This window comes from Nisaea nitritireducens, assembly GCF_014904795.1.
Lineage (GTDB): Bacteria > Pseudomonadota > Alphaproteobacteria > Thalassobaculales > Thalassobaculaceae > Nisaea > Nisaea nitritireducens.
Map to the genome: position 1 here is coordinate 110,979 of NZ_JACZFS010000024.1, position 22,578 is coordinate 133,556.

Consider the following 22,578-nt stretch of genomic DNA (forward strand, 5'->3'; position numbering starts at 1 on the left):
AGACCGGACATGAAGGGTGATTTCATCCAGAATCTGGGGAAGATCTACGGCCTCTATACAGGCGGGTTCCTCCTCTTCATCATTTTGATGGCCATACTTGAGCAGGCCGGTGTCAGTCCAGACACGATCGGCTATCTGTTCGTCGGCTTCACAATCGGTATTTATGCCCTGATCGGCGTGCTGTCGCGCACCATGGCGACGGATCAGTACTATGTCGCGGGCCGGCAGGTACCAGCACTCTATAACGGCATGGCGACGGCGGCGGACTGGATGTCTGGCGCCTCCTTCGTCGCGATGGCGGGCGGTATCTATTTCGGCGGTTACGGCTACATGGCCTTTCTGGTCGGCTGGACCGGCGGTTATGTGCTCGTCGCCTCGCTGATGGCGCCATACCTGCGCAAGTTCGGCTGCTACACCGTGCCGGACTTCATCGGCACACGCTACGGCGGTAATTTTGCCCGGCTCTGTGCGGTGATCGTCCTTGTGGTCGCGTCCTTCACCTACGTGACGGCGCAGATCAATGCCACCGGCACGGTTGCGGCACGCGCCCTGCAGATCCCGTTCGGGGTCGGCGTCTGGTTCGGGCTTGCCGGTATCCTCGTCTGCTCCATGCTTGGGGGCATGCGGGCGGTGACCTGGACCCAGGTGGCTCAGTATATCGTGCTGATCATCGCCTATGTCGTCCCGGTCGTCTGGATGTCGAACAAGAGCGGCTTCGGGATGATCCCGCAGCTCTCCTACGGCGACGCCGTCCAGCGCGTGCAGGAACTCGAAGCCCTGCATCAGGTCGGCGCACTGAAACCGACGGAATCTTTCGCCGGACTGAAGGCCCTGACGGTGCCGATCAATGCGCCCGGCGAGACCTTCATGGACAAATGGAAGTTCGCAACTCTGGTGCTTTGTATGATGTGCGGAACGGCATCTTTGCCGCACGTGCTCATGCGCTACTTCACGACACCGTCCGTGCGGGCCGCGCGGATCTCGGTGGGCTGGTCGATCCTGTTCATCTTCCTGCTCTACTTCACCGCACCGGCCCTTGCGACCTTCACCAAACTGTCCCTGCTGGACCCGAACCTTGCAACCGGGATCATCGGCAAGTCCATTGCCGACGTGAACGCGCTTGAATGGATCCAGAAGTGGTCAGCGGTGAACTTCCTCCAGGTCTCGGACTCCAACGCGGACGGGATATTACAGATCAACGAGCTCTTCATGCGCTCCGGCATCGTTGTGCTGGCAACGCCTGAAATCGCCGGTCTGCCCTACGTGATCTCCGGTCTGGTGGCGGCGGGCGGCATGGCCGCGGCCATGTCGACGGCGGACGGGCTGCTGCTCGCCATCGCCAACGCGCTCAGTCACGATCTTTACTACAAGATCATCGACCCGCAGGCGGAGACCAAGACAAGGCTCATCGTTGCCCGTGTCCTGCTCCTCGGCGTCGGAGCGGCGGGAGCGTTCGTGGCCAGCCTGAAACTGACCTCGATCCTCGGGGCGGTGGCCTGGGCATTCGACTTCGCCTGCTCCGGGCTGTTCTTCCCGCTGGTACTGGGGATCTGGTGGAAACGGGCAAACCGGCAGGGTGCCATCGCCGGCATGGTCGGCGGCTTCCTCGCCGGAACCGCCTATCTCTACTATGTCCACTTTGCCGGTGGCGAGCCGTGGATGGGCATCGACCATCTCCGGTTCGGCATCATCGGTATGCCGGTCAGCCTGATCTGCATGATCGTGGTCAGCCTGATGACGGAAGAGCCGGACGAGGAAACCCAGGCGATGGTCGACGCCGTGCGCACGCCACGTGGCGGCACGGTACTCGCCAGCAATCACTAGACGGCACAACTCCACCCCGGGACGGCGTCAAATCCGTCCCGGCCAGACTTGAAGACAAATCCGGGACGCGGCTAAGCTTCGTCCCGGATTTTTTTCTGCCCGCGCCGCCGGACCAGTGGTTCAACGGGCCAATCAATCAAGAAACCAGCGTCAGGAGGAACCGCCCCCATGGACATGCCAACGGATATCGGCGCCTTCCCCCTCTGGGTGATTATCATCGATTATGTGCTGGGCACGGTGATGTGGACCCTGTTCGGCCGCTTCGCCATGTCGATCTTCCTGCCCGAGGACAGCAATTTCTTCTTCATGCGCTTCTTCGTCCGCGTGACCGACCCGATCATCCGCGTCTTCAAGCCAGTGACGCCAGGCTTCCTGCTGCCCTGGCTGCACCCGGTTTATGTCGCCTGGTTCTTCTTCATGATCCGCTTCTACCTGATGCCCTGGCTGCTCGGGTACAGCGTCATGGGCATGCTGTCCTTCCCGCTGGAGAGCGAGGTGTCGTTCATGATCTACGATCTGTTCGGGAAAATTCTGAAGTAAGAGGAGGCTCCCTCCACCTCAAAATCGTCATCCCGGCCGGAGAGCCGAGACCCAGGCGATCGAAGAGCCACCCCTGCCATTCCTGGGTCCCCGCGTGCGCGGGAATGACGATCCAGAGGAGTGCAAAAAGATCCCGGATCGGAGTCCGGGATGACGCCGATTTGTGAGTTAAGAGTTCCCAGCGATCCGGTCGCGCAGCACCAGAACCCGCCGGGCCCGCTCAACCACCGGCACATCAATCATCTTGCCGCGGAAGCTGACGGCGCCGAGGCCTTCGGCCATGGCTGCATCATAGGCGGCGACCATGGCGTCTGCCGTCTCCACCTCTTCGGCGGTCGGGCTGAACACCTCGTTCAGGATCGGCACCTGGGCCGGGTGGACGCAGGAGCCGCCTTCCATACCAAGGGCACGGGCACGCTGGGCGCTGGCCCGAAACGCCTCCATGTCGGTGATCTCGGCAATGGAGCCGGCATAGCCGAGCGGCAGGATCTCCGCCTCGCGGGCGGCGCGCTGGACCAGACGCATGTCTTCCAGCAGATCCTCCGGGCCGAGGGACGGCATGCCAAGGGCCGCGGAATAGTCTTCTTGGCCGAGGGACAGGCCCATCAGGCGCGGACTGGCCTTGGCGATCTCCCGCACGTTGTTGAGGCCGCGCGGGGTTTCGATCAGGCCCATGAAGCGGACGCTCCCGACCTGCATGCCGCGCTCGCGCTCCAGCTCCTCCACCGTCTCGTCGATAAAAGCGAGATGGTCGGCCGATTCCAGTTTCGGCAGGCACAGGCCGGAGACCTCCGGCCAGATGGCGGCTTCAAGATCCAGAACAGTCATCCGCCAGGGCCGGTTGATGCGGACCAGCACTTCGGTGCCAGCGTTGGAGATCAACTGCGCGGCGTCGCGTACGGCCGCCCGTGCGGCGGGTTTTTCCGCCGGCGGAATGCTGTCCTCAAGATCGAGCTTGATGACATCCGCGCCGCGCGCGGAGGCCTTCTCGACAAAACGCTGGTTCGTGACGGGCACATAGAGCAGAGAGCGCCAAAGTGGCAGGGTTCCGGCCATGTCAGATCACTCCTGCGTCGGTCAGTTTCACCCGCTCGGCGGCATCAAGGCCAAGAGCGGACCAGATTTCATCATTGTGCTGTCCAAGTTCCGGTGCCGGGCTGCGCACGCCGCCCGGCGTGTCCGACATGCGCGGAATGACGGCATGCATCGGCAGGGCACCGATTTCCGCGTCAGGGAAGCTCTCGATCACGCCACGGCCTTCCATGTAATCGTCATCCGCAAGCTGGGCGACATCGGCGACGGGGCCGACCGTCACGCCCGCTTCCTCGAAGATGGCAAGACATTCGGCCTGGGTCCGCTCACCCATATAGTCGGCGATGATTGGGTCCAGGATATCGTTATTCTTCACCCGGTCGGAATTGGTCTTGAAGCGCGGATCGTCGATCAGCTCCGGCCGTCCGATGGTGCGGAACAGCCGCTCCGCCATGGCCTGGATGGAGCCGGACAGGGCCACGTATTTGCCGTCCTTGCAGCGGTAGGTATTGCGCGGGGCGGTCAGATTGGAGCGGCTGCCGGTGCGCTCCGGCACCTTGCCGCTGAGCGCGAAGTTCGCCGCTTCCGGGCCGAGAATGGCGTGGATCGGCTCGAACAGGGAGAGATCGATGCTCTGGCCCTTGCCGCCGGACACCTCGACATTGCGCAGCGCGACCATGACGGAAAAGGCGCCATATAGGCCGGCGATCATGTCCGCCAAAGCCAGTGGCGGCAGCACCGGCGGCCGGTCGCCGAAGCCGTTCAAAGCCGCAAACCCGCTCATCGCCTCGACCAGCGAGCCGAAACCCGGCTTGTGCTTCCATGGGCCGGTCTGGCCCCAGCCGGAGACGCGGACCAGTGTCAGCTTCGGGTTCAACCCCTGCAAAACGTCAGGCCCAAGCCCCCAGTCTTCCAAGGTCCCCGGCTTGAAGTTCTCCACAATGGCATCGGCGGTTTCCGCCAACTTCAGGAACAGCGCCTTGCCTTCCGGCTTGCGCAAATCGAGGGTGATGCTCTTCTTGTTCCGGCAATAGACCTTCCAGTGCGTCGGCACCCCCTCGGTCCGCCAGTTGCGCAGATCGTCGCCGAAGCCCGGCCGCTCGATCTTGATCACCTCGGCGCCGTAATCGGCCAGTACGTGCGTCACCATGTTCCCGGCGACGAGCCGGGAGAGGTCGAGTACCCGCACGCCATCCAGCGGCAGCTTGGCATCACTGTTGTAATCGCTTTCGGGATAACGTCCGGCGGTGCTCATGCGGCGGCCTCCCCGGCACCGGCACGGGCCGCAGCCAGGAAATGATCCGTATCGGCCTCGGTCGTATTGAAAGCGGTGACGAGGCGAATGCCCACACTGCCGTCATCCGCCTCGGCGAAGGCATAATACTGGCACCCGGCCGAGCGCAGCGCCTGATGCACCGGCCCGGATATCCGGGCGAAGATCTCGTTGCCCTCGACAGCGTGCAGCAGCTCCACGCCTGGCAGCGCCATCAGGCCGTCCGTCAAGCGCCGGGCGGCGGCGTTGGCGGTCTTTGCGTAGCGCAGCCAGTTATCGTTCTCGAGATAAGCCGCGAGCTGGGCCGACAGGAAGCGCATCTTGGAGAACAGATGACCGCCGCGCTTGCGCCGGAATTCGAAATCCTTTGCCGCCTGCGGATCGAAAAAGATCACAGCCTCAGCCGCGAAGGCCCCGTTCTTGGTGGCACCGAAGGACAGCGCGTCCACACCGGCCTTCCATGTCGCCTCGGCAGGCGAGCAGCCGAGGCTCAGCATGGCGTTGGTGAAACGGGCGCCATCCATATGCAGCTTCAGCCCATGCGCATGGGCGACGTCGGCAATCGCCCGGATCTCGTCCAGGCTGTAGGCCGTGCCCTTCTCCGTCAGCTGGGAGATACTGACCGCCGCGGGCTGGGCGTGGTGCACCGCCGAGGCTGCGCTCGGATCGCCGAGCTTTTTCGCCAGGGTATCTGCGGAGAACTTGCCGTTTTCTCCGGGCAACAGAGTCAGCTTGCCGCCGCCTATATAGAATTCCGGCGCCGCGCACTCGTCTTCCTCGATATGCGCACCTTCATGGCAGAAGACCACGCCATAGGGCGGCGACAGCACCGACAGCGCCAGCGAATTCGCAGCCGTTCCGGTGGCGACCGGATAGGCGATCAGATCCGTCTCGAAAGTCTCGGCCAGCCGGTGACGGACAATATCCGTCAGATCGTCATTGCCGTAAGGCATGGCGAAACCGGTCGAGGCATCCTGCAGCGCCGCCATGATTTCCGGTGCAGCGCCGGCGACATTGTCGCTGGCGAAGTTGACGTTCCAGATATTAGGATTACTGGTCATTCTTACTTTTCCCGGGTGATATTGAAGACGCCCAGCTCCTTGCCGGTCGCCAGATCGTAAACCAGCAACCGAACCTTACTGTTCTGAAGGTTCATCCGCAGGATCATCCTGCCCGCATCGAACTGGACCGCGCCGAGACGGGCACCGTTCGGAATCGCCACATCGATCGTACCGAACCCCGTTGCGACCTGCCGCACTGTTGGAGCTTCCGCCTGTACAGCAGCCGGCGCTGCCGGTGCTGCCACCGGCTTCTCATCACCGCCGCTCAGCCGGGTGGCGACCGTATAGGCGATCACACCCAGGCCGCCGAGGATCATCAGCCCCATCACAACGACAGCTATTTTTGCCGGCAGAAGCCAGCCCGGTTCAGCCCGCTTTTTGTTTTCATCGCTATCGGGTAGGTTCGCCGCCATGGATCCTGCTTCAGAAAAATTTCAGATAGAGATCGTGTCCGGCGATGCCGAGGCACGGGAAGAGAATGTCGACCGCGTCGACCGTTGGCTCGCCGGGCGCCTGGCTGAAATGCCGGACAGCCCGAACCTGTCCCGGAGTCGCTTGAAAAACCTCATCCTGGAAGGCCGCGTCTGCTGCGGAGACGGGACGATAACCGACCCCTCGGGAACGGTCAAACCGGGCCAGACCTACCGCATCGATATTCCGCCGCCGGAACCGGCGGAGCCCGAAGCCGAAGAAATCCCGCTCTCGATAGTTTACGAGGATGACGATCTGATCGTCGTCAACAAGCAGGCCGGTCTCGTGGTGCATCCGGCGCCCGGCAGCTGGGACGGTACGCTCGTCAATGCCCTGCTCGCCCATTGCGGCGGCAGCCTCTCCGGGATAGGCGGGGTGAAACGGCCCGGCATCGTGCACCGGATCGACAAGGACACCAGCGGCCTGATGGTCGTGGCCAAGAGCGACGACGCGCATCAGGGTCTGGTGGTCCAGTTCGCCGCGCACACTATCGAGCGGCGCTACCGCGCCGTGGTGCGTGGGGTGCCGACGAAATCAGCGGACCGGATAGAGGGTCCGATAGGCCGCAGCCAGCGCAACCGGAAAAAGATGGCGGTTACCGCAACCGGCAAGCCGGCTGTGACCCATTACAAGCTGCTGGAACGATTCGGCATGAAAGCCGCGCTGGTCGAATGCCGCCTGGAGACCGGGCGCACCCATCAGATCAGGGTGCATATGGCCAATATAGGCCATGCGCTGATCGGAGACCCGCTCTATGGACGCGGCAACAAGGCATCCGATCCCGAGCCGATCAAGGCTTTCACCCGGCAGGCCCTGCATGCCGCGGTGCTTGGTTTCGAGCACCCGGTAACCCACGAAGCGCTTCGTTTCGAGAGCCCGCTACCAGCCGACATGGAGCGACTTCTGGACGGATTACGCAACGATTCTGAATAGGTTATTTTCCTGCTGTGTCCAATTGAACGTTAAACAGGCCTTAAAAAGTCCACATTCACACACAATATTAGAGATCAAGGGGGAGGAACCAGCGCTATAGCTATGCGTTACCCCCCTAGAGACGATGACATTAATAATCGTCGAAAAGAATTGTAGGGGAACCATGGCACAAGCGACACAGCTCCCGACACTGTCGGCAGAAGGCAACCTGACCCGGTACCTTCAGGAAATCCGCAAGTTTCCGATGCTGAAGCCGGAAGAGGAATACATGCTCGCCAAAAGTTGGCGGGAGCATGACGATTCCGATGCCGCGCATAAACTCGTGACCAGTCACCTCAGGCTCGTTGCCAAGATCGCTATGGGCTATCGCGGTTACGGCCTGCCGGTCGCGGAACTGATCTCCGAAGGCAATGTCGGCATGATGCAGGCGGTGAAGCGCTTCGATCCCGAACGCGGCTTCCGTCTTGCCACCTATGCCATGTGGTGGATCCGCGCGGCCATTCAGGAATATATCCTGCACTCATGGTCGCTGGTGAAAATCGGCACCACGGCGGCACAGAAGAAGCTGTTCTTCAACCTGCGCAAGCTGAAAGGCCAGATGCAGGCCATCGAGGAAGGCGATCTTTCCCCCGAACGGGTGACGGCGATTGCCACCAAACTCGAGGTTCCGGAGCAGGACGTCATTAACATGAACCGCCGGCTTGCCGCGCCGGACCATTCCCTCAATGCGCCCCTGCGTGTTGATGGCGAAGGCGAATGGCAGGACTGGCTGGTCGATGAAGGCGAAAGCCAGGAATCGCAACTCGCGGAAAGCGAGGAGCTGGACCAGCGCCGTCAGCTTCTGTCCGTCGGCATGGAGACCCTGAACGAGCGTGAGCGTCATATTTTGACGGAGCGGCGGTTGCAGGAAAGCCCGACAACGCTCGAAGATCTCAGCCAAGTCTACAATATCAGCCGGGAACGGGTCCGGCAGATCGAGGTCAGGGCCTTCGAAAAGCTTCAGAAAGCAATGCGTAACGCTGCCATGGAGCAGCGTCTGGAAACGGTCTGAAGAAGACCAGTGGCCGGGGCTTAGCCGTCCCGGCCTTTTTCCTTCGTGTCGTCCAGCGGCTCGCTATTGTCCAGGGCGCCGGCAACACCCGGCCCCCATTCCTCTACAAGCTCTCTCTGACGGCGGCGCAGCCGCCCGATGCGCTGTTCGATCCGCATGGCGATCCCCATCGAGACCACGCCCGGCGCCAGCAGATAGATGCACCAGCCGAGACCGGCCGCTCCGAGCATTGTCAGCCAGGCAAACGGATCGACCATGATCTCGAACGCCTTGGCGTAGGAATGGTCCTCTGACCAGAGCCGGGCGACGAACGGCAGCACCCCGACGAAATTCATGCAGCCGACGCAAAGCGTCGTGTATTTCTCGCGCCGCTGATCAACCATCATGGCGGCGAAGGTCGGCAACATGCCAAGCCCCAACAGAAGAACGGTCGGTAGCGTGAACAACATCAGGCCGCCAACGATCGTGAAGACGATAACCTTCAACGATGATGCGCTTGCCGAATTTGATGCCATCTCTGTTTCCGATTGCCCGTTACGTTCCGCCTGCGCCCCGGCAAGGATGCGGCTGGATGCAGTTTAAACCAAATAGAGGATGACGATAGCCGTCGTTCCAACGCTGCCGACGACACCGGAGATCACGGCCGCTGCCTGCTCCCCCAGTTCCGCCGCCAGACTGTCCTTGTTCTGCAGATCGAGGTTCATCTGGGCAACCTGCACCGCGCAATGGGCAAATTCCTGCTGCGCCCGCGCAAAGCCCTGCTGATCCCGCTGCTGAGCCCTCTGATCGTCGAAGATTTTCAGGATTTCGCCGAGCTGACCGCTCTCGGACGCCTTCATCACGCTGGTCTCGACCGCCGCCCGTGCCTTCAGGTTGTGAAAGCCGTTCACGGCCGGTTTCATCAGTTCGGTAAACCACTGGCAAAGCCCCGGCATGGGGCCGTTCCGCGACAGGGTCTGTATCCGTGCAAGCAATCGCATGACATTCAGCGCATCGATCGCGGGCCGTTTGTCCGAGGAATTACCCAGCGGGCGTAGCAGTCGGTCATCAATGTCGGAGGAACGGGCACCAAGAAACGCGGCGAGGTGCCGGTCCATCGGAATTGGAGGCCGGTTCTGACCCTGTGCCACAGCTTCCAGCGACGGAACAACCTCTTCCGGATCCGTGACACAGAGATGCTCGATCATCGAGCTCATGCAATGAATGTCTTCATTCAGCTCGTACAGGACGCGCTCGATGCCATAACCGGGCCCGGTGCTGTTGAGGAAAGTCGGCAGCTTGTCGAACTTCGAGAACAGCTCCAGCAGGTCCTGCTTCGAGCGGGTCTGAACCGACATCCACGGACCGACCGAGCGGCTGCCGATGAAGCCGGCAATCATCTGGCGGGTCGCATCGTCGTTGAAGTTCATCGCCAGGGTCGGGCCGACACCATCGATATGGCAGGAAAAACCCTTGTGGCGGATCGGTGCGCTCGGATCGAGGCCGATGGCGACCCGGGTCACCAGGCGGGCATCCTCTTCCTTCGGCGCGCTCTGGATCCCGTTCGCGCCGCCGGTCACCTTGTTGACCGCCTCGACTACGTTCTCGTCACCGAGCGAGCGCCGCAGCCAATTGTCGAAATCCTGTCCCCGGACCAGTTCGGCCGCCGTGTTCCAGTTACGCCCGATAGCATGAGCGACAGCCCGGACATTTTCGTAGGTACCACCGCCGACCGTCAGCGGCCTTCCAGCCTTCGGCGGAAGTTTCACCTGCTTCGGAGTGAGTCGGCGGCCGCCGAGCCAGAGTTCGAGGTCACGGATGGTCCACCGTTCCCGGGGTTCGTCCGTCAGCAGCCCCCGCAACACTTCAACCATGTTCATCTGCAGCCTGGTGTTGCCGACAAGACAGGCATAGGACCCGAAATTGATGCGGTCGAAAATCATCCGCTGCGGGTCGGTCGCTTCCGGCAGCATGCGGCCCGTCAGCAGCGAGAGCAACGTCACGCCGACAGAGAACAGGTCATCCAGCACCCCGCCCTCGCCCCTGGCCGTGCGGTCGGCCATGACACATTCCAGGCTTTCGCAACTATCCGGCTGGTAGAGACCGGGAGGGGCGCTGACACACTCCCCGACCATGACGGAACGGCGCGCGGGATCAGAGTAAAACAGGTTGTCGGGACGGATATTCCTGTGCGTGACGCCACGCTGGGACATCTCACGCATGGTGGCGACAAGCGGCGTCAGGAAGCCTCGCGCCAATTGTTCGTCCGTGAATGGCTCGATCGCCTGCCCCGGATCGGCAAAAAGGCGTGTCCCGCGCGGCCGGTCAAGGATGAGGACGGGCATACGCCGACCGGAAAGGGTCCAGTTGACCACCCCATGATCGTGCACGCGCATCAGATTGTGTTTGGGAAAGCCCTTGAGCCCGTTGATGGTCTCGACCCGCAGCGGCACCTTCGGATCGCAAACCAGCGCAAAAAACTCGGTTCCGCTGCCCTCTGTACAGACATAGGCTTTCGCCGACGGTGAATCGAAGTCGGGCAAAGGTTGAGCGGGATCGATTTCAAACCGGTCGCTGAGTTTGACTAGATCGGCCATACGCGGCAGGTCTCTTCTTCCTGACACAGGCTCCGACGCGGGCATTATTCCCGCACCTAACCCTGCATCTAGTCGAATTGATGGAACCTGACCGGCCGCACGGATCGACATGATCCCGACATATCAGGTTCCAGTACCTGTCCGGTTTCCCAATCTTTCGCTCCAAATGCAAGAAAAAGCATCCGGAGAAGACCAGTTAGCCGCCTGATTTTATGGTGTTCTGACGCATTAGCCGCGGAACGGGTCATGCACCAGAATGGTGTCCTCACGCTCGGGACTCGTGGACAGAAGCGCCACCGGGGTTTCGATCAGCTCTTCCAGATAGCGGATATATTTCACCGCATTTGCCGGAAGGTCCGCCCAGGAGCGGGCACCGAACGTGCTTTCCGACCACCCTTCCATGGTGGTGTAGATCGGCTTGACCCTGGCCTGCTTACCGGCACCGGCCGGGAAGTAATCGAGGGTTTCGCCGTCCAGCTCGTAGCCGACGCAGATTTTCAGCTCGTCGAAGCCGTCCAGTACATCGACCTTGGTCAGCGCGATACCGTCAACGCCGGAGACTTTCAGGGCCTGCCGGACCATAACCGCGTCGAACCAGCCGCAGCGGCGCTTGCGCCCGGTTACGACGCCGAATTCCTTGCCGCGCTCACCCAGTTTCTGACCAATCTCGTCCTCCAGTTCCGTCGGGAACGGGCCAGAGCCGACGCGGGTGGTGTAGGCCTTCACCAGACCGAGCACATAGCCAACATCGCGTGGGCCGAGCCCGGAGCCGGCAGATGCCTGCCCCGCCACCGTGTTCGAGGAAGTAACGAACGGATAGGTGCCGTGATCGACATCGAGCATGACGCCCTGTGCGCCTTCGAACAGGATGCGTTTGTCGGCGGCGACCGCCGCTTGCAGCTCGCGCCAGACCGGCTTCACAAACGGCAGCACCGTACCGGCGATCTCCGCCAGCTGATCCAGCGTTTCCTGCGGATCTATCAGCTCTTCACCGGCGCCCTTCAGGAACACATTGTGATGGGCGATCAGCGCGCGCACGCGCACGGCCAGGGTTTCCGGATCGGAAAGATCGGAAACCTTCACCGCGCGGCGGGCGACCTTGTCTTCATAGGCCGGGCCGATGCCGCGTCCGGTGGTGCCGATCTTGCCTTCTGCCAGAACCGCTTCGCGGGCCTGGTCGATCCGGCGGTGCACCGGCAGAATGAGAGAGGCATTGTCGGCGATCACCAGATTATCGGTGCTGATCTTCACCCCGGCCTTGCCCAGCGTCTCGATCTCACTGGCAAGTGCCCAGGGATCGACGACCACGCCATTGCCGATGACAGAGAGTTTGCCTTCGCGGACGACGCCGGACGGCAACAGGCTCAGCTTGTAGGTCTGATTGCCGATAACGAGCGTATGGCCGGCATTATGACCGCCCTGGAAGCGCACGATCACGTCTGCGCGTTCAGAGAGCCAGTCGACAATCTTGCCTTTGCCTTCGTCGCCCCACTGGGCGCCGATTACCGTGACATTTTTCATGTGTCGTCTCGTCTTTCTTGAATTCCGGCCGCGCGATGCGGCACCGGCACAATCAGAGCGCCACCGGCGCTCCGTCTTTCAGGATATGAGTACAGCCGAGGCGGGACGCTTCTAGCGCCGGATCGGGGTCCTTGTCCAATGCTGCGATGGTAATCCAGCCCTGCTCCCGGAGCGCACGAGCCTGATCGACAGCGGTCCCGGACGGCAAATAAAGCCGTTCAGGACGCGTCGGGTCAGGCAGAGCCCGCAGCACGGTTTCCATGTAGAGCGTGAAACCGGTCGAGCCGATCCCGTCGCCGCCATCCACCTGATAGCGTCCGCCGCGCCCGAGCTCGCCGCGTACGCCGCGCGCGAACAGGCTGAAGCCGAAGCCGGTGTAATATTCGAAACCGCGATTCTCCACCGGATCGATGGTCATGGCAAGATCGGGCTCGATCTCCGCAACGCTCCGCGCGATGGCGGCAACACGGTCGATGGCGGCACGTGCCGCCTCCGGCAATTCAATATCCGACAACTCGCCAAGCGCGTCCTGCCAGGAGCCTGCGGCATCCATGAGCTGGGTCAAAACCGGCGCCAGATCCCCCGCCAGGCGGCGTACTTCCGCTGTATGTTTACGGTCGATGGCCATGCGCAGGGACCGCAACGTGTCCGCCGGCAGATCAGAGCCGGCCAGCAGGATAGGGATCACCCGCGGCGCCGTCAGATCGACGGAAAGATCGGTCACACCGATGGAACGCAGGGCTTCCACCGCCAGCAGAACCGGCTCCGCATCGGCCGCCACGCTGTCACCGCCAAGGAGCTCCGCGCCAACCTGCACCAGCTGGCGCTCCGGGCTCAACTGATTGGCCGAAACGCGCAGCACCTCGCCCGCATAGCAAAGCCGCAAGGGACGCGGCTCCTGCTTCAGACGGGTTGTCGCGATCCGGGCTATCTGCACGGTCATATCCGCGCGCACGCCCATCATCTTCTGCGAAACCGGGTCCATCAGACGGAAGGTGCTGTCGCTCATCGCGGCACCCGGCCCGGCAAAGAGCGAGGTCTCGAATTCCACCAGCGGCGGCTTTACACGCTCGTAGCCATGCGACGCACAGCGGGCCAGCAATGCTTCGATTACGGCAGCCTCGTGCGCGGCATCAAGCGGCAGCACGTCACGCAGGCCCGCGGGAAGCAGGGCACGCTTGGTCAATTCGCTCTCGCTGTCGGGATGCGACACGCGGTCTCTCCGGATAAGAAGACTTGGAAATCGCCTTGTCCTAGCTGTTTTGGGCCGCTGCCGCAACCGGATGGTGCCCCCGGCCCCGCTCCGCGCGCACTTGCCGCCGGGTAATAAGTCGTCATGTGCCTGGCGATCGTCAGCGCCGTCGCCGTGCTGCCCATCATTCGGCAACCTCAGACCTTCCGGAATGACGCCGCCGCGACCACCATCGTGACGATAAACATCAGCGCCGCGACAACGCCCAGCGCCACCGGTATGGAGAAAGCGGTCAGCACCCCGCTCGCGCAGATCACCCCAACCGCGTTCGAGGTACGCAACAGGGCAAACACTTCCGCGCGCTTATGCGGTGGAGCGAGCGTATCGAGGATAAGGGAGTAATACGTCCCCAATGGCGCGAGGACGCAACCGATCATTACGGCCCCGATAATGGTAGCCGTGAGGGACAGCTGAAACGCGGCAAGCGCGGCCCCGGCAGCCATAAACGCCAACAAAAGCACCACTGTCCGGCGAGCAAGGGTGCGATTGTAAATGCTGATCAGGACACCTCCCGTCACGGAAGACAGACACAACGGGACCGTGAACATGATGGCGAGTGCGGGCTCGTAACCGAACTCCAGAGCGAGGGCGACAGCGCCGATTTCTATGGAGGCGACGGTGGCTCCGCCGGCTGCCCCGCACATAAGCCACAAGGCAATCGCGGGAGTGAGCACCGAGGTCTTGGCCGCACGCACCTTCTCGCCGTGAACCGATTTGATATGCGGGATGAGCAAGGCAGGCACGGCGCCAAGAAGAGCCAGTGCCAGGATGGCAAAGACCGGCGAGATCGTCCCGAGCCCCGACGCGGCTACCGGCGCAAGAACGAATGTGACCTCGTTGAGTGTCGCCGAGATACCCAGTGCCCGGGGTAGCCTTGTCGTCGATGTCAGGCTGTTGAGGATGGAGCGCAGATATCCGAAAGCCGCGCCATTCACCGACCCTGCAAGCGCCGCGAACACGAACAGCCAGATAAAGGGGACTCCATGCGCGGCCATGGTCGCCATCAGGATCAGCGCAAGCGTACGGATCACGACCAATATCTGCAGGAACCTTGCCGCCGGGAAGTTCCGGCCCAGGCGTGTGATCGGGACCGCACCGAGCACCTGGGCCAGTGTCATGGCGAGGATCAGTGCAGCGCCTCCGCTGGAATCACCGGTGAGGCTCAGGGTAAGCAGAGAAAACGCGACCGGAGATGCCGCCTGCGGAACGTTCAGGGTCGCAGACGAAATGAGCCACCGCAGCAATGCCCACCGGCCGGGAGGCCGACCAGAGAGAGAGGTTTCAGGGAGCGGGCGGCCGGAGCCACCGGACTGGATATCGGTATGGTTTGTCATGGCAGGAGCTAAGCGCTGGCCAGTTTCAGCCCGATAGGCCGACCAGTTTCAGAAATGCCTGCGGGAACAAGATCTAGCCAAGCCATGGACGGCCCCTTCTTTCAAATGGGCCGGGCCGTTCCCGGGCGTTTGTTCCCAAGCTGGGGTAAGGACGTTACCTCACGGGCACGAACGTACCGCCCCATTCAGGCATGTCAATGTTGGCTTCGGCGGAATGAACGCCTACCTCATGGAGGTAGCGGCTTCTCCGGCAATCCGGCCCAGTGCGACCGCGGTCAGCAGGCCGTTGCCGGAGAGATAGCCCGAAATGTCCGGCCCGGAGACGCCGACCGCGGCACCGCCTGCGGCAAACAGGTTCGGAAAGGGACTGCCGTCGTCACGCAACACACGAGCCTCACCGTCGATGGCGAGGCCGCCCTGTGTATGGAACAGCGCGCCCGTGACGCGGACAGCAAAGAACGGATCCTCCAGACCAGGCGTCTTGCCAAGATCACGGCCAAACCGGTCAACCTCATCCGTGTGGGTTGCGGCAATGGCAGCGTCCAGATTGTCAAACGGCACGCCGATATGCTCGGCCAGTTCCTCGACGCTGTCGCATTGCCTGACCGCACCGGCATTGACCGCGTCCTTGTAGTCGGGAAATTCCAGCCCGAGCGCATGCAGCCGGGCGTCATAGATATCGAAGGCCACGCCATCCGGCTGCTTCAGCACGTCGACGGCCTGTTCGCTATAGCCCTGATGCTCATTGGCAAACCGGTCGCCGTTCTTGTTGACCTGGATACCGCCTTCCATCATCAGCGCCCAGGTGATCAGGATCCGGTGCGGCATGGCCAGCGAGCCGTGGCCCTGACAGGCCGTGAGGTCGCGCACCTCGGCGCCGAGCGCCTCGCCCCACAGCACCGCGTCGCCGGTATTGCCCGCATGGCCGTGATATTCCGCCTCGGCCATGGCGGGGATGTTCGCCGCCACCATCTCCGGGTTTCCGCCATAGCCGTTGCAAGCCAGGATCAGGCTGTCGCAGCCGATCAGCTCCGTCGTGCCATCGGGCCGGGTTACCTCGACACCGGAGATCAGGCCGTCCTCATCGGCGAACAGTGTCGTCACCCTTGCGTCGGTCATCAGCGGAATACCCGCCGCCATCACCGCCTGCAGCAGCCGGGTCAGCAGGGCTTCGCCGGTGCGCTCCGGCACGGCATGCATCCGGTGCCGGCTGTGCCCGGGATAAAGAAAGCCGTCCAGCACCTCGAACGGGATGCCGTGCTCGTCCTCCAGCCATTCCAGCGCCGGGCCGATGGCCTCGACCACCTCCGCCGCCACCGTCGGATCGGAGCGGTCATGCGACTTCCGTTGAATGTCTTCCAGAAACAAGCTGGGATCGTCGTCGATCCCCTGTTCCTGCTGCCAGCGCGTTGCCGCCGCCGGGATGAAGCCTGACGACATGGAGGTGGAGCCGAACGGGCTTTCGTCCCGCTCCAGCACCAGCACCTCGCCGCCCGCATCCTGTGCCGCCAGCGCCGCCGTCAACCCGCAAGCCCCGGCGCCGATGACGATGGTCTGGACCCAGGCGGGAAACTCGACATCTTCCGGAGATGCGACGCCGATCATGGCTTCAGCCGCCCGATCACGCTCGCGCAGGTGTCGATCGCGGCGACGCTTTTCAGCGCGGCGATATTCGTTTCGTGCACTTCCGGAGAGAAGGCTGCACAACCGTCAGACAGCACGGTGACATGGAAGTCCCGGACATGGGCATCGCGCACGGTCGAAGCGACGCCGCCGTTCGTGACGATCCCGCCAACGATCATATGCTCGATCCCGGCCCGGTTCAGCACCCACTCAAGACGGCTCATGTAGAAGGCGGAGAAAGCCACCTTCTCGACCTTGATATCGGCGGGCGCCAGCCCCTCAATCAAGTCCTGACCGAAACTGCCGGGCTCGAAATCGCCCTTGCGCAGGAACGGACGGAGCTGCTTCAGATGCGGCGAGATGAAGGGCTCGCCCTCCTTGCCCGGAACCAGCGTGAAATGGGTGGAGACGATACAGCCACCGACTTCCCGCATTCTGTCCGCCACCGGTTTCAACGTCTCCGGCAGGGCCGCGATCTCGGCCGCCCCGGCACCGCCACGCGCATAGGCCCCTGCCGGGTGCAAAAAGTCATTCTGCATGTCGACCAGCAGCAGCGCCGTCGTCTTCGGATCGAATTCCCCGCTCATCAGGCTTTCCTCGCAATGACGAAATTGCCGTAGCTATCGACTGTGCCCGTGAGGTCTGGATCGACCAGAATGGTGGTGTCCGCCTGCTCCAGCACGGCCGGACCCGGCACTTCCGCACCGACCGGCAGGGAGAGACGATCATAGACCGGGCTGTCCCACCATTTGCCGTCGAACCAGATCTGCCGTGCCCCGGTGCGCGAGGCATCAACCGAGCCGCCTTCTGACGGTGCCAGCAGTGCCAGATCGAATTTCGGGCGTGTGCCGATCACGGCGACCCGCAGGTTCATCACCCTTATGCCGATGCCGTCCAAAAGGCTGCCGAAGGTGGCTTTGTAAGCCTCCTCGAACGCCGTCTTGATCTTCACCGTATCGAGAGCCGATTTGCTACCACTCATCGCGTCCGGAACCGGCACGGAAACCGTATGTGTCTGGCCAAGATAGAGCATGTCGAACTCAACCAGACGCTCGATGCCCTCGAAAGCGACATTGGCGCCGTCCAGCAGGCCTTCGGCCTCGATCACGATTTCCTCGACCGCCTTGTTCAGGGCCGAGAGATCGAGCATGTCCAGCATGGTGTTCAGGGTCTGCACCCGGTCATGCCGCATGTCGGCGATGACGCAGCCGAGCGCACTGGTAACGCCCGGATAGCGGGGGACAAGCGCACGGGCGAGGCCGACTTCCTTGATCAACGCCCCGGTATGCAGCGAGCCGCCGCCGCCGAACGGCATGGCGGTGAAGGTCTTCGGGTCGTGCCCGCGCTCGATGGAAACCAGCCGGATGGCGCCCGCCATCTTGGCATTGGCGACCCGGACGATGGCTTCCGCCGCCTCCATCACCTCGATACCAAGCGGCTCTGCCACATGCACGCGAATGGCCTCTTTCGATGCTTCCACGTCGAGCCGGTCCAGCTTGCCGCCAATCGGGCGCTCCGCATTGATCCGGCCCATCACCACGTTCGCATCGGTCACGGTCGGGCGCGTATTGCCCAGCCCGTAGCAAACCGGCCCCGGATCGGAGCCCGCGCTTTCCGGGCCGACCTGCAGCAATCCGCCCCGGTCGACCGAGGCAATGGAGCCGCCGCCCGCACCGATGGTGGTGATCTCGATCATCGGGGTCCGGACGACCATACCGAAATCGATGGAAGTCTGGGCGCTCAGTGCGCTCTGCCCGTCGGCGACGAGGGAGACGTCGAAACTCGTGCCGCCCATGTCGCAGGTGATGATGTTCGGCTCGCCCGCCGCCTCGGCGATATAGGCCCCGGCGATGACACCGGCTGCCGGGCCGGAAAGCGCCGTGCGCACCGGCAACTCCCGCGCGACCTTGGCCGACATGACGCCGCCGTTCGACTGCACGATCAGCACCTGGCCGCCGAAACCGCCATCGCGCAGACCGTCTTCCAGCCGCTCAAGGTAGTTGCCCACCGGAGGCTGAAGATAGGCGTTGAGGGAGGCGGTCGAGCCGCGCTCGAATTCGCGGATTTCCGGCAGGATCACGCTGGATGCGGTGATATGCGGGTTCGGCCAGATCTCGCGGACGGCCTCCAATGCCACCTTCTCGTTCGCGTCGTTGGCGTAGGAATTCACGAAGAAGACGCAGACGGACTCGGCGCCGCGCTCCAGCAAGGTCTTGGCAACCTGCTTCACCGCGTCAGGATCGACAGCGGTATGCACGGAGCCGTCCGCCAGCACCCGCTCATCCACTTCAAGGCGCAGGTCGCGCGGCACCACCGGGTCGAAACTGCCCCAAAGGCCCCAGGTCTGCGGCCGGTCGCGGCGGCGCATTTCCAGCACGTCGCGGAAACCGGTCGTGGTGATCACCCCGGTGCGGGCGCCGTTGCGCTCGAGCAGCGCGTTGGTGCCGACCGTGGTGCCATGCACGATGGTGCCAATGGCGCCGAGCTCTACCCCGCCTTCGCCGATGCCGCCGCGAATGCCGACCGACTGGTCCGGTTTGGTCGACGGGACCTTGGCAACGCCACAGGTTCCGGCTGCTTCGTCGAGGAAAAACAGGTCGGTAAACGTCCCGCCGACATCGACTCCGACGACGGTCTTCCGGCTCAGATCATTCATTGCGCAGACTCCGCGCGCAGGACTTCAGTAGCCGCTGTGTCGACGGTTCCGTCGCCAGCGATGATGGTGCGATAGGTCTTGGCAGCCGCGTCGGCGCTGACATAGCCGAGCCGGACATCCTCCGCGACGGCGCCCGGCGCGCGTTCCAGCACGTCGCCATAACCGCCGCCGCCCGGCGTCTCCAGCCGGACTTTCTGGCCCTGCGCCAGCTTGATGCCGACCATCTTCGAGGCCATTGGCGGTGTGTGAGTGCCATCCGCCTGCTCATAGGTGAATGTGTTGAGGGCAGCATCCCCGCCGCCGACCACACCATGCGGCGCGAACCGGCCGCGCTCACCAAAGAGGAAGACATCCGCCTTCTCTTCCAGCAGCTCGATCTCGTAGATCGCCCCGAGCCCGCCGCGATGGCGTCCGGCACCGCCACTGTCCGGCCGCAGCGCCCATTGCGTGAAGCGGACCGGATAGGCGGCTTCGAGGATTTCCATCGGCGGGATAGTCGCAGTCGAAATCGGCGCGTTGCCATGGTTCAGCCCGTCGCCTTCCGGATTGCCGCCATGGCCGCCACCGAAGAAGGAGAACATCACCCAGCGCTGGCCGTTCTTGCGGTGCCCCGCCAGCGAGAGCGCGTTGATGGTGCCATAGGCGCAACCATTCACCATCTCCGGCGCCGCGGTACTGAGGGCGACGAACACGGTGTCGATGATGCGCAGGATGGTTTCAGTATACCCGCCGACAGGCTTCGGCGCCTTGACGCTCAAAAGGCTGTCGTCCGGAATGACGAAGGTGATCGGCTCCAGCACACCCGCATTGGCCGGCACGTCCTTGAAGACATGCTTCAGCGCCACGTAGCAGGAGGCGATCGCGGTGGAGCGGGAAATGTTCACCGGGCCGGCGCAGGCTGGCGAGGTGCGGGAGAAGTCGAGGGTCATACTCTCGCCCTCGATGACGATGTCGAGCGCGATACGCAGCGGCTCATCCACGATCCCGTCATTGTCGAGGAAATCGTCCGCCGAATAGCGCCCGTCCGGCATGTCGGCGATCAGGCTGCGCATGAGCTGGCCTGCCCTGTCCCGCAGCTCGGTCATGGCGCCCGCGACAATGTCCGCGCCATATTCGCCGAGCAGCGCACCGAGCCGGTCGTTACCGAGACGCAGCGCGTTGATCTGGCCGTTCAGATCGCCATAGAGGCTGCCCGGCAGGCGGGAATTGGCCTGCATGATGTCGATCACGTCCTGCCGCAGCTCTCCCTTGGAGAACAGCTTCACCGGCGGGATCATCATGCCTTCCTGGAAGCTTTCGGTCGCGACCGGGTTGTAGTTCCCCGGCACATTGCCGCCGACATCGTGCCAGTGACCGACCGAGGCTAGGAAGCAGAACAGCTTGCCGTCCCGATAGAAGGGCTGCACCAGCTTGAAGTCGGACAGGTGGGTGCCGCCTTCATAGGGGTCGTTGAAGATGAAGACATCGCCTTCGCTGATACCGCCCGTTGCGCCGAACTTGTCGATCACGGCCTTCACAGCGAAAGACATGGCGCCGACGAAGATCGGTAGGCCGGACTTGCCTTGCACCAGCGTCTCGCCTGTCTCGGCATGATAGAGCCCATGGGAAGCGTCATGCGCCTCGGCGATGATCGGGTTGAAGGCGCTGCGGAACAGGGTCGCGTCCATCTCGTCCGCGATCTGTTCGAGCCGCCCCTTCAGAACCGCGAGGGTGACCGGATCGAGAGCCGCCATCATTCGGCCTCCCCGTCATATTTGCGGCCAGCCTCAAGGATGCCGGGCGTGCCGAGCAGATCGTTGAGCTGTTTGAAATCAAGCATCCGGTCCTGGAACGGCTTGGTGCTGCCATTGGCATGCAGGCTCTGGAAATACTCGGTGATCGTCACCGCAAGCGCGCGCATCAGGCCGCCCGGGAAAATCACGATGTCGAATCCGGCTTCCTGCAATTCCTCGGCGGACTTGGTTGGCGTCTTACCGCCCTCAACCATGTTCGCCAGCAGCGGAATGTCAGCGCCGAAGCGTGAGATCACTTCGGCAATCTCGGCCTCGTCGCGCGGCGCCTCGACGAACAGCACGTCGGCGCCGGCTTCCTTGTAGGCCGCGGCCCGCTCAAGAGCCGCTTCGAACCCCTCGACGCCAATGGCATCGGTGCGGGCGATAATCTGGGTCGCCTCATCCCGCCGGGCATCGACGGCGGCGCGGATCTTGCCCGCCATTTCCGACATGGAGACCAGCGCCTTGCCGTCCAGATGACCGCAGCGCTTTGGCATCGCCTGATCCTCGATCTGGATCCCGGCGGCGCCGGAGCGCTCCAGCAGGCGGACGGTACGCTGCACGTTCAGTGCATTGCCGAAACCGGTATCCGCATCGACGATCAGCGGCAGGTCGACCCGCTCGGAGATATGCGAGACCACATCCGCCACTTCCTCCAGCCCGAACAGGCCGATATCCGGGCGCCCAAGGCGGGTATAAGCAATCGAGGCGCCGGAGACATAGAGCGCCTCGAAGCCCGCATTGGTCGCCGCCATGGCGCTGAAGGCGTCGAACACGCCCGGCACCACAAGGATCTCGGGCTGTTTCAGCCGCTGTTTCAGGACGCTTGAAGGCGTCATGAGTGTTTCTCCAGTTTCTGCTCGAGATAGGGAACGAGCCCGCCGGCCGCGACGATGCGGCGGAGATGCTCGGGAACGGGTTCGGCGGCGATCTGCGCACCAGTTGTTGTATTCGTGATGGTGCCGCTGGCCGGATCGAGGTCCAGCTCGTGCCCGGCCTCGATATCCGCCTCGGCGTCGGCGACCAGCGCCAGCAGCCCGAGATTGAAGGCATTGCGATAGAAGATCCCGCCGAAGCTCTTGGCGATAACCGCTTTCACGCCCAACAGGACCAGCACTTCCGCCGCCTGCTCCCGGCTGGAGCCGATGCCGAAATTGCGGCCCGCGACGATGACGTCGCCCGGCTGCACATTCGGCGCGAACTCAAGATCGATGGCTTCAAGACAATGTTTCGCCAGCTCCTCCACCGGGCCTTTCATGTAGGCGCCGGGGGCGAGCAGGTCGGTATCGACATTGTCGCCGTATTTCCAGGCTTTACCGCTCATGACCTGTTCTCCGCCAGGAAGGGGCGCGGATCGGCGACACGGCCACGCACGGCGGTGGCGGCAACGGTATAGGGCGAGCCGAGATAGACTTTCGAGGAGCGGGCGCCCATCCGGCCTTTGAAGTTCCGCGCAGTCGAGGCCATGCAAGTCTCGCCCGCAGCCAGCACACCGGCGCCATATCCGGCACAGGCACCGCAACCGGACGGCATCAGGATTGCGCCCGCTTCCGTCAGCTTCGCAAGTGTGCCGTCAGCGGCAGCAGCCGCCGTGACACGGGTCGAGGCCGGCGCCAGTAGCAGGCGCGTCCCGCTTGCAACCTTGCGGCCATTGAGCAC

At 63.1% G+C, this 22,578-nt stretch carries 20 protein-coding genes; 4 read left to right on the top strand and 16 right to left on the bottom strand.

Annotation, left to right across the window (positions count from 1 at the left end; genetic code table 11):
* The first annotated feature begins 9 nt into the window (after window positions 1–9).
* Both IG629_RS09385 and IG629_RS09390 read left to right on the top strand, forming a co-directional pair.
* On the top strand, window positions 10–1,824 hold the full coding sequence (locus tag IG629_RS09385; protein WP_193171693.1) for a sodium:solute symporter family protein: 1,815 nt from the start codon (window positions 10–12) through the stop codon (window positions 1,822–1,824).
* A gap of 168 nt (window positions 1,825–1,992) precedes the next feature.
* On the top strand, window positions 1,993–2,364 hold the full coding sequence (locus tag IG629_RS09390; protein WP_226886574.1) for a hypothetical protein: 372 nt from the start codon (window positions 1,993–1,995) through the stop codon (window positions 2,362–2,364).
* A gap of 168 nt (window positions 2,365–2,532) precedes the next feature.
* Here IG629_RS09390 and IG629_RS09395 read toward each other — a convergent pair whose 3' ends face one another.
* The 4 genes from IG629_RS09395 to IG629_RS09410 are packed head-to-tail and all read right to left on the bottom strand — an operon-like array spanning window position 2,533 to window position 6,143.
* Complete coding sequence (locus IG629_RS09395) at window positions 2,533–3,420, bottom strand: HpcH/HpaI aldolase/citrate lyase family protein (protein WP_193171694.1); 888 nt, start codon at window positions 3,418–3,420, stop codon at window positions 2,533–2,535.
* Between the two features lies 1 nt (window position 3,421).
* Window positions 3,422–4,651, bottom strand: coding sequence for a CaiB/BaiF CoA transferase family protein (locus IG629_RS09400; protein WP_193171695.1), 1,230 nt, complete (start codon window positions 4,649–4,651; stop codon window positions 3,422–3,424).
* Window positions 4,648–5,730 carry a threonine aldolase family protein gene (locus IG629_RS09405; protein ID WP_193171696.1) on the bottom strand — a complete coding sequence of 361 codons (1,083 nt, stop codon included), beginning with the start codon at window positions 5,728–5,730 and terminating at the stop codon, window positions 4,648–4,650. Before IG629_RS09405 ends, IG629_RS09400 begins: the two co-directional genes overlap by 4 nt.
* 2 nt (window positions 5,731–5,732) lie before the next feature.
* A complete protein-coding gene (locus IG629_RS09410; protein WP_193171697.1) occupies window positions 5,733–6,143 on the bottom strand; it encodes a hypothetical protein in 411 nt (136 codons plus the stop codon).
* Between IG629_RS09410 and IG629_RS09415 the strand changes: the two genes are divergently transcribed.
* Window positions 6,142–7,134 carry an RluA family pseudouridine synthase gene (locus IG629_RS09415; protein ID WP_193171698.1) on the top strand — a complete coding sequence of 331 codons (993 nt, stop codon included), beginning with the start codon at window positions 6,142–6,144 and terminating at the stop codon, window positions 7,132–7,134. The genes IG629_RS09410 and IG629_RS09415 overlap by 2 nt on opposite strands.
* A gap of 163 nt (window positions 7,135–7,297) precedes the next feature.
* Window positions 7,298–8,185, top strand: a complete 888-nt coding sequence (rpoH, locus tag IG629_RS09420; protein ID WP_193171699.1) for an RNA polymerase sigma factor RpoH — start codon at window positions 7,298–7,300, stop codon at window positions 8,183–8,185.
* Between the two features lie 20 nt (window positions 8,186–8,205).
* Here the strand turns inward: rpoH and IG629_RS09425 are convergent, their stop codons facing one another.
* From IG629_RS09425 to IG629_RS09480, 12 genes are all read right to left on the bottom strand, one after another.
* Window positions 8,206–8,700 (bottom strand): hypothetical protein, encoded by a 495-nt coding sequence (locus IG629_RS09425; RefSeq protein ID WP_193171700.1) that lies wholly within the window; start codon window positions 8,698–8,700, stop codon window positions 8,206–8,208.
* 63 nt (window positions 8,701–8,763) lie between these two features.
* Window positions 8,764–10,761 carry a hypothetical protein gene (locus tag IG629_RS09430; RefSeq protein WP_193171701.1) on the bottom strand — a complete coding sequence of 666 codons (1,998 nt, stop codon included), beginning with the start codon at window positions 10,759–10,761 and terminating at the stop codon, window positions 8,764–8,766.
* 228 nt (window positions 10,762–10,989) lie between these two features.
* Window positions 10,990–12,282, bottom strand: a complete 1,293-nt coding sequence (locus IG629_RS09435; RefSeq protein WP_193171702.1) for an adenylosuccinate synthase — start codon at window positions 12,280–12,282, stop codon at window positions 10,990–10,992.
* Between the two features lie 52 nt (window positions 12,283–12,334).
* Complete coding sequence (locus IG629_RS09440; protein WP_319025054.1) at window positions 12,335–13,495, bottom strand: ATP phosphoribosyltransferase regulatory subunit; 1,161 nt, start codon at window positions 13,493–13,495, stop codon at window positions 12,335–12,337.
* A 176-nt stretch (window positions 13,496–13,671) separates the two neighbouring features.
* The gene (locus IG629_RS09445; protein WP_193171703.1) at window positions 13,672–14,868 is read right to left on the bottom strand and encodes an MFS transporter; all 1,197 of its coding nucleotides are present in this window, start codon (window positions 14,866–14,868) and stop codon (window positions 13,672–13,674) included.
* A 222-nt stretch (window positions 14,869–15,090) separates the two neighbouring features.
* Window positions 15,091–16,473, bottom strand: coding sequence for an FAD-dependent oxidoreductase (locus tag IG629_RS09450; protein ID WP_193171704.1), 1,383 nt, complete (start codon window positions 16,471–16,473; stop codon window positions 15,091–15,093).
* On the bottom strand, window positions 16,470–17,078 hold the full coding sequence (locus tag IG629_RS09455) for a cysteine hydrolase family protein (protein ID WP_193171705.1): 609 nt from the start codon (window positions 17,076–17,078) through the stop codon (window positions 16,470–16,472). The genes IG629_RS09450 and IG629_RS09455 overlap by 4 nt, the downstream gene beginning before the upstream one ends.
* Entirely contained in the window at window positions 17,078–19,147 is a 2,070-nt protein-coding gene (locus IG629_RS09460) for a hydantoinase/oxoprolinase family protein (protein ID WP_193171706.1), read from the bottom strand. The genes IG629_RS09455 and IG629_RS09460 overlap by 1 nt, the downstream gene beginning before the upstream one ends.
* Complete coding sequence (locus IG629_RS09465) at window positions 19,144–20,880, bottom strand: hydantoinase B/oxoprolinase family protein (protein ID WP_193171707.1); 1,737 nt, start codon at window positions 20,878–20,880, stop codon at window positions 19,144–19,146. Before IG629_RS09465 ends, IG629_RS09460 begins: the two co-directional genes overlap by 4 nt.
* Complete coding sequence (locus tag IG629_RS09470; protein ID WP_193171708.1) at window positions 20,880–21,758, bottom strand: isocitrate lyase/PEP mutase family protein; 879 nt, start codon at window positions 21,756–21,758, stop codon at window positions 20,880–20,882. The genes IG629_RS09465 and IG629_RS09470 overlap by 1 nt, the downstream gene beginning before the upstream one ends.
* Window positions 21,755–22,243, bottom strand: a complete 489-nt coding sequence (locus tag IG629_RS09475; protein WP_193171709.1) for a LeuD/DmdB family oxidoreductase small subunit — start codon at window positions 22,241–22,243, stop codon at window positions 21,755–21,757. Before IG629_RS09475 ends, IG629_RS09470 begins: the two co-directional genes overlap by 4 nt.
* Window positions 22,240–22,578: aconitase family protein (locus IG629_RS09480; protein ID WP_264299823.1), on the bottom strand; the 339-nt coding region annotated here is incomplete at its 5' end. The genes IG629_RS09480 and IG629_RS09475, both read right to left, overlap by 4 nt.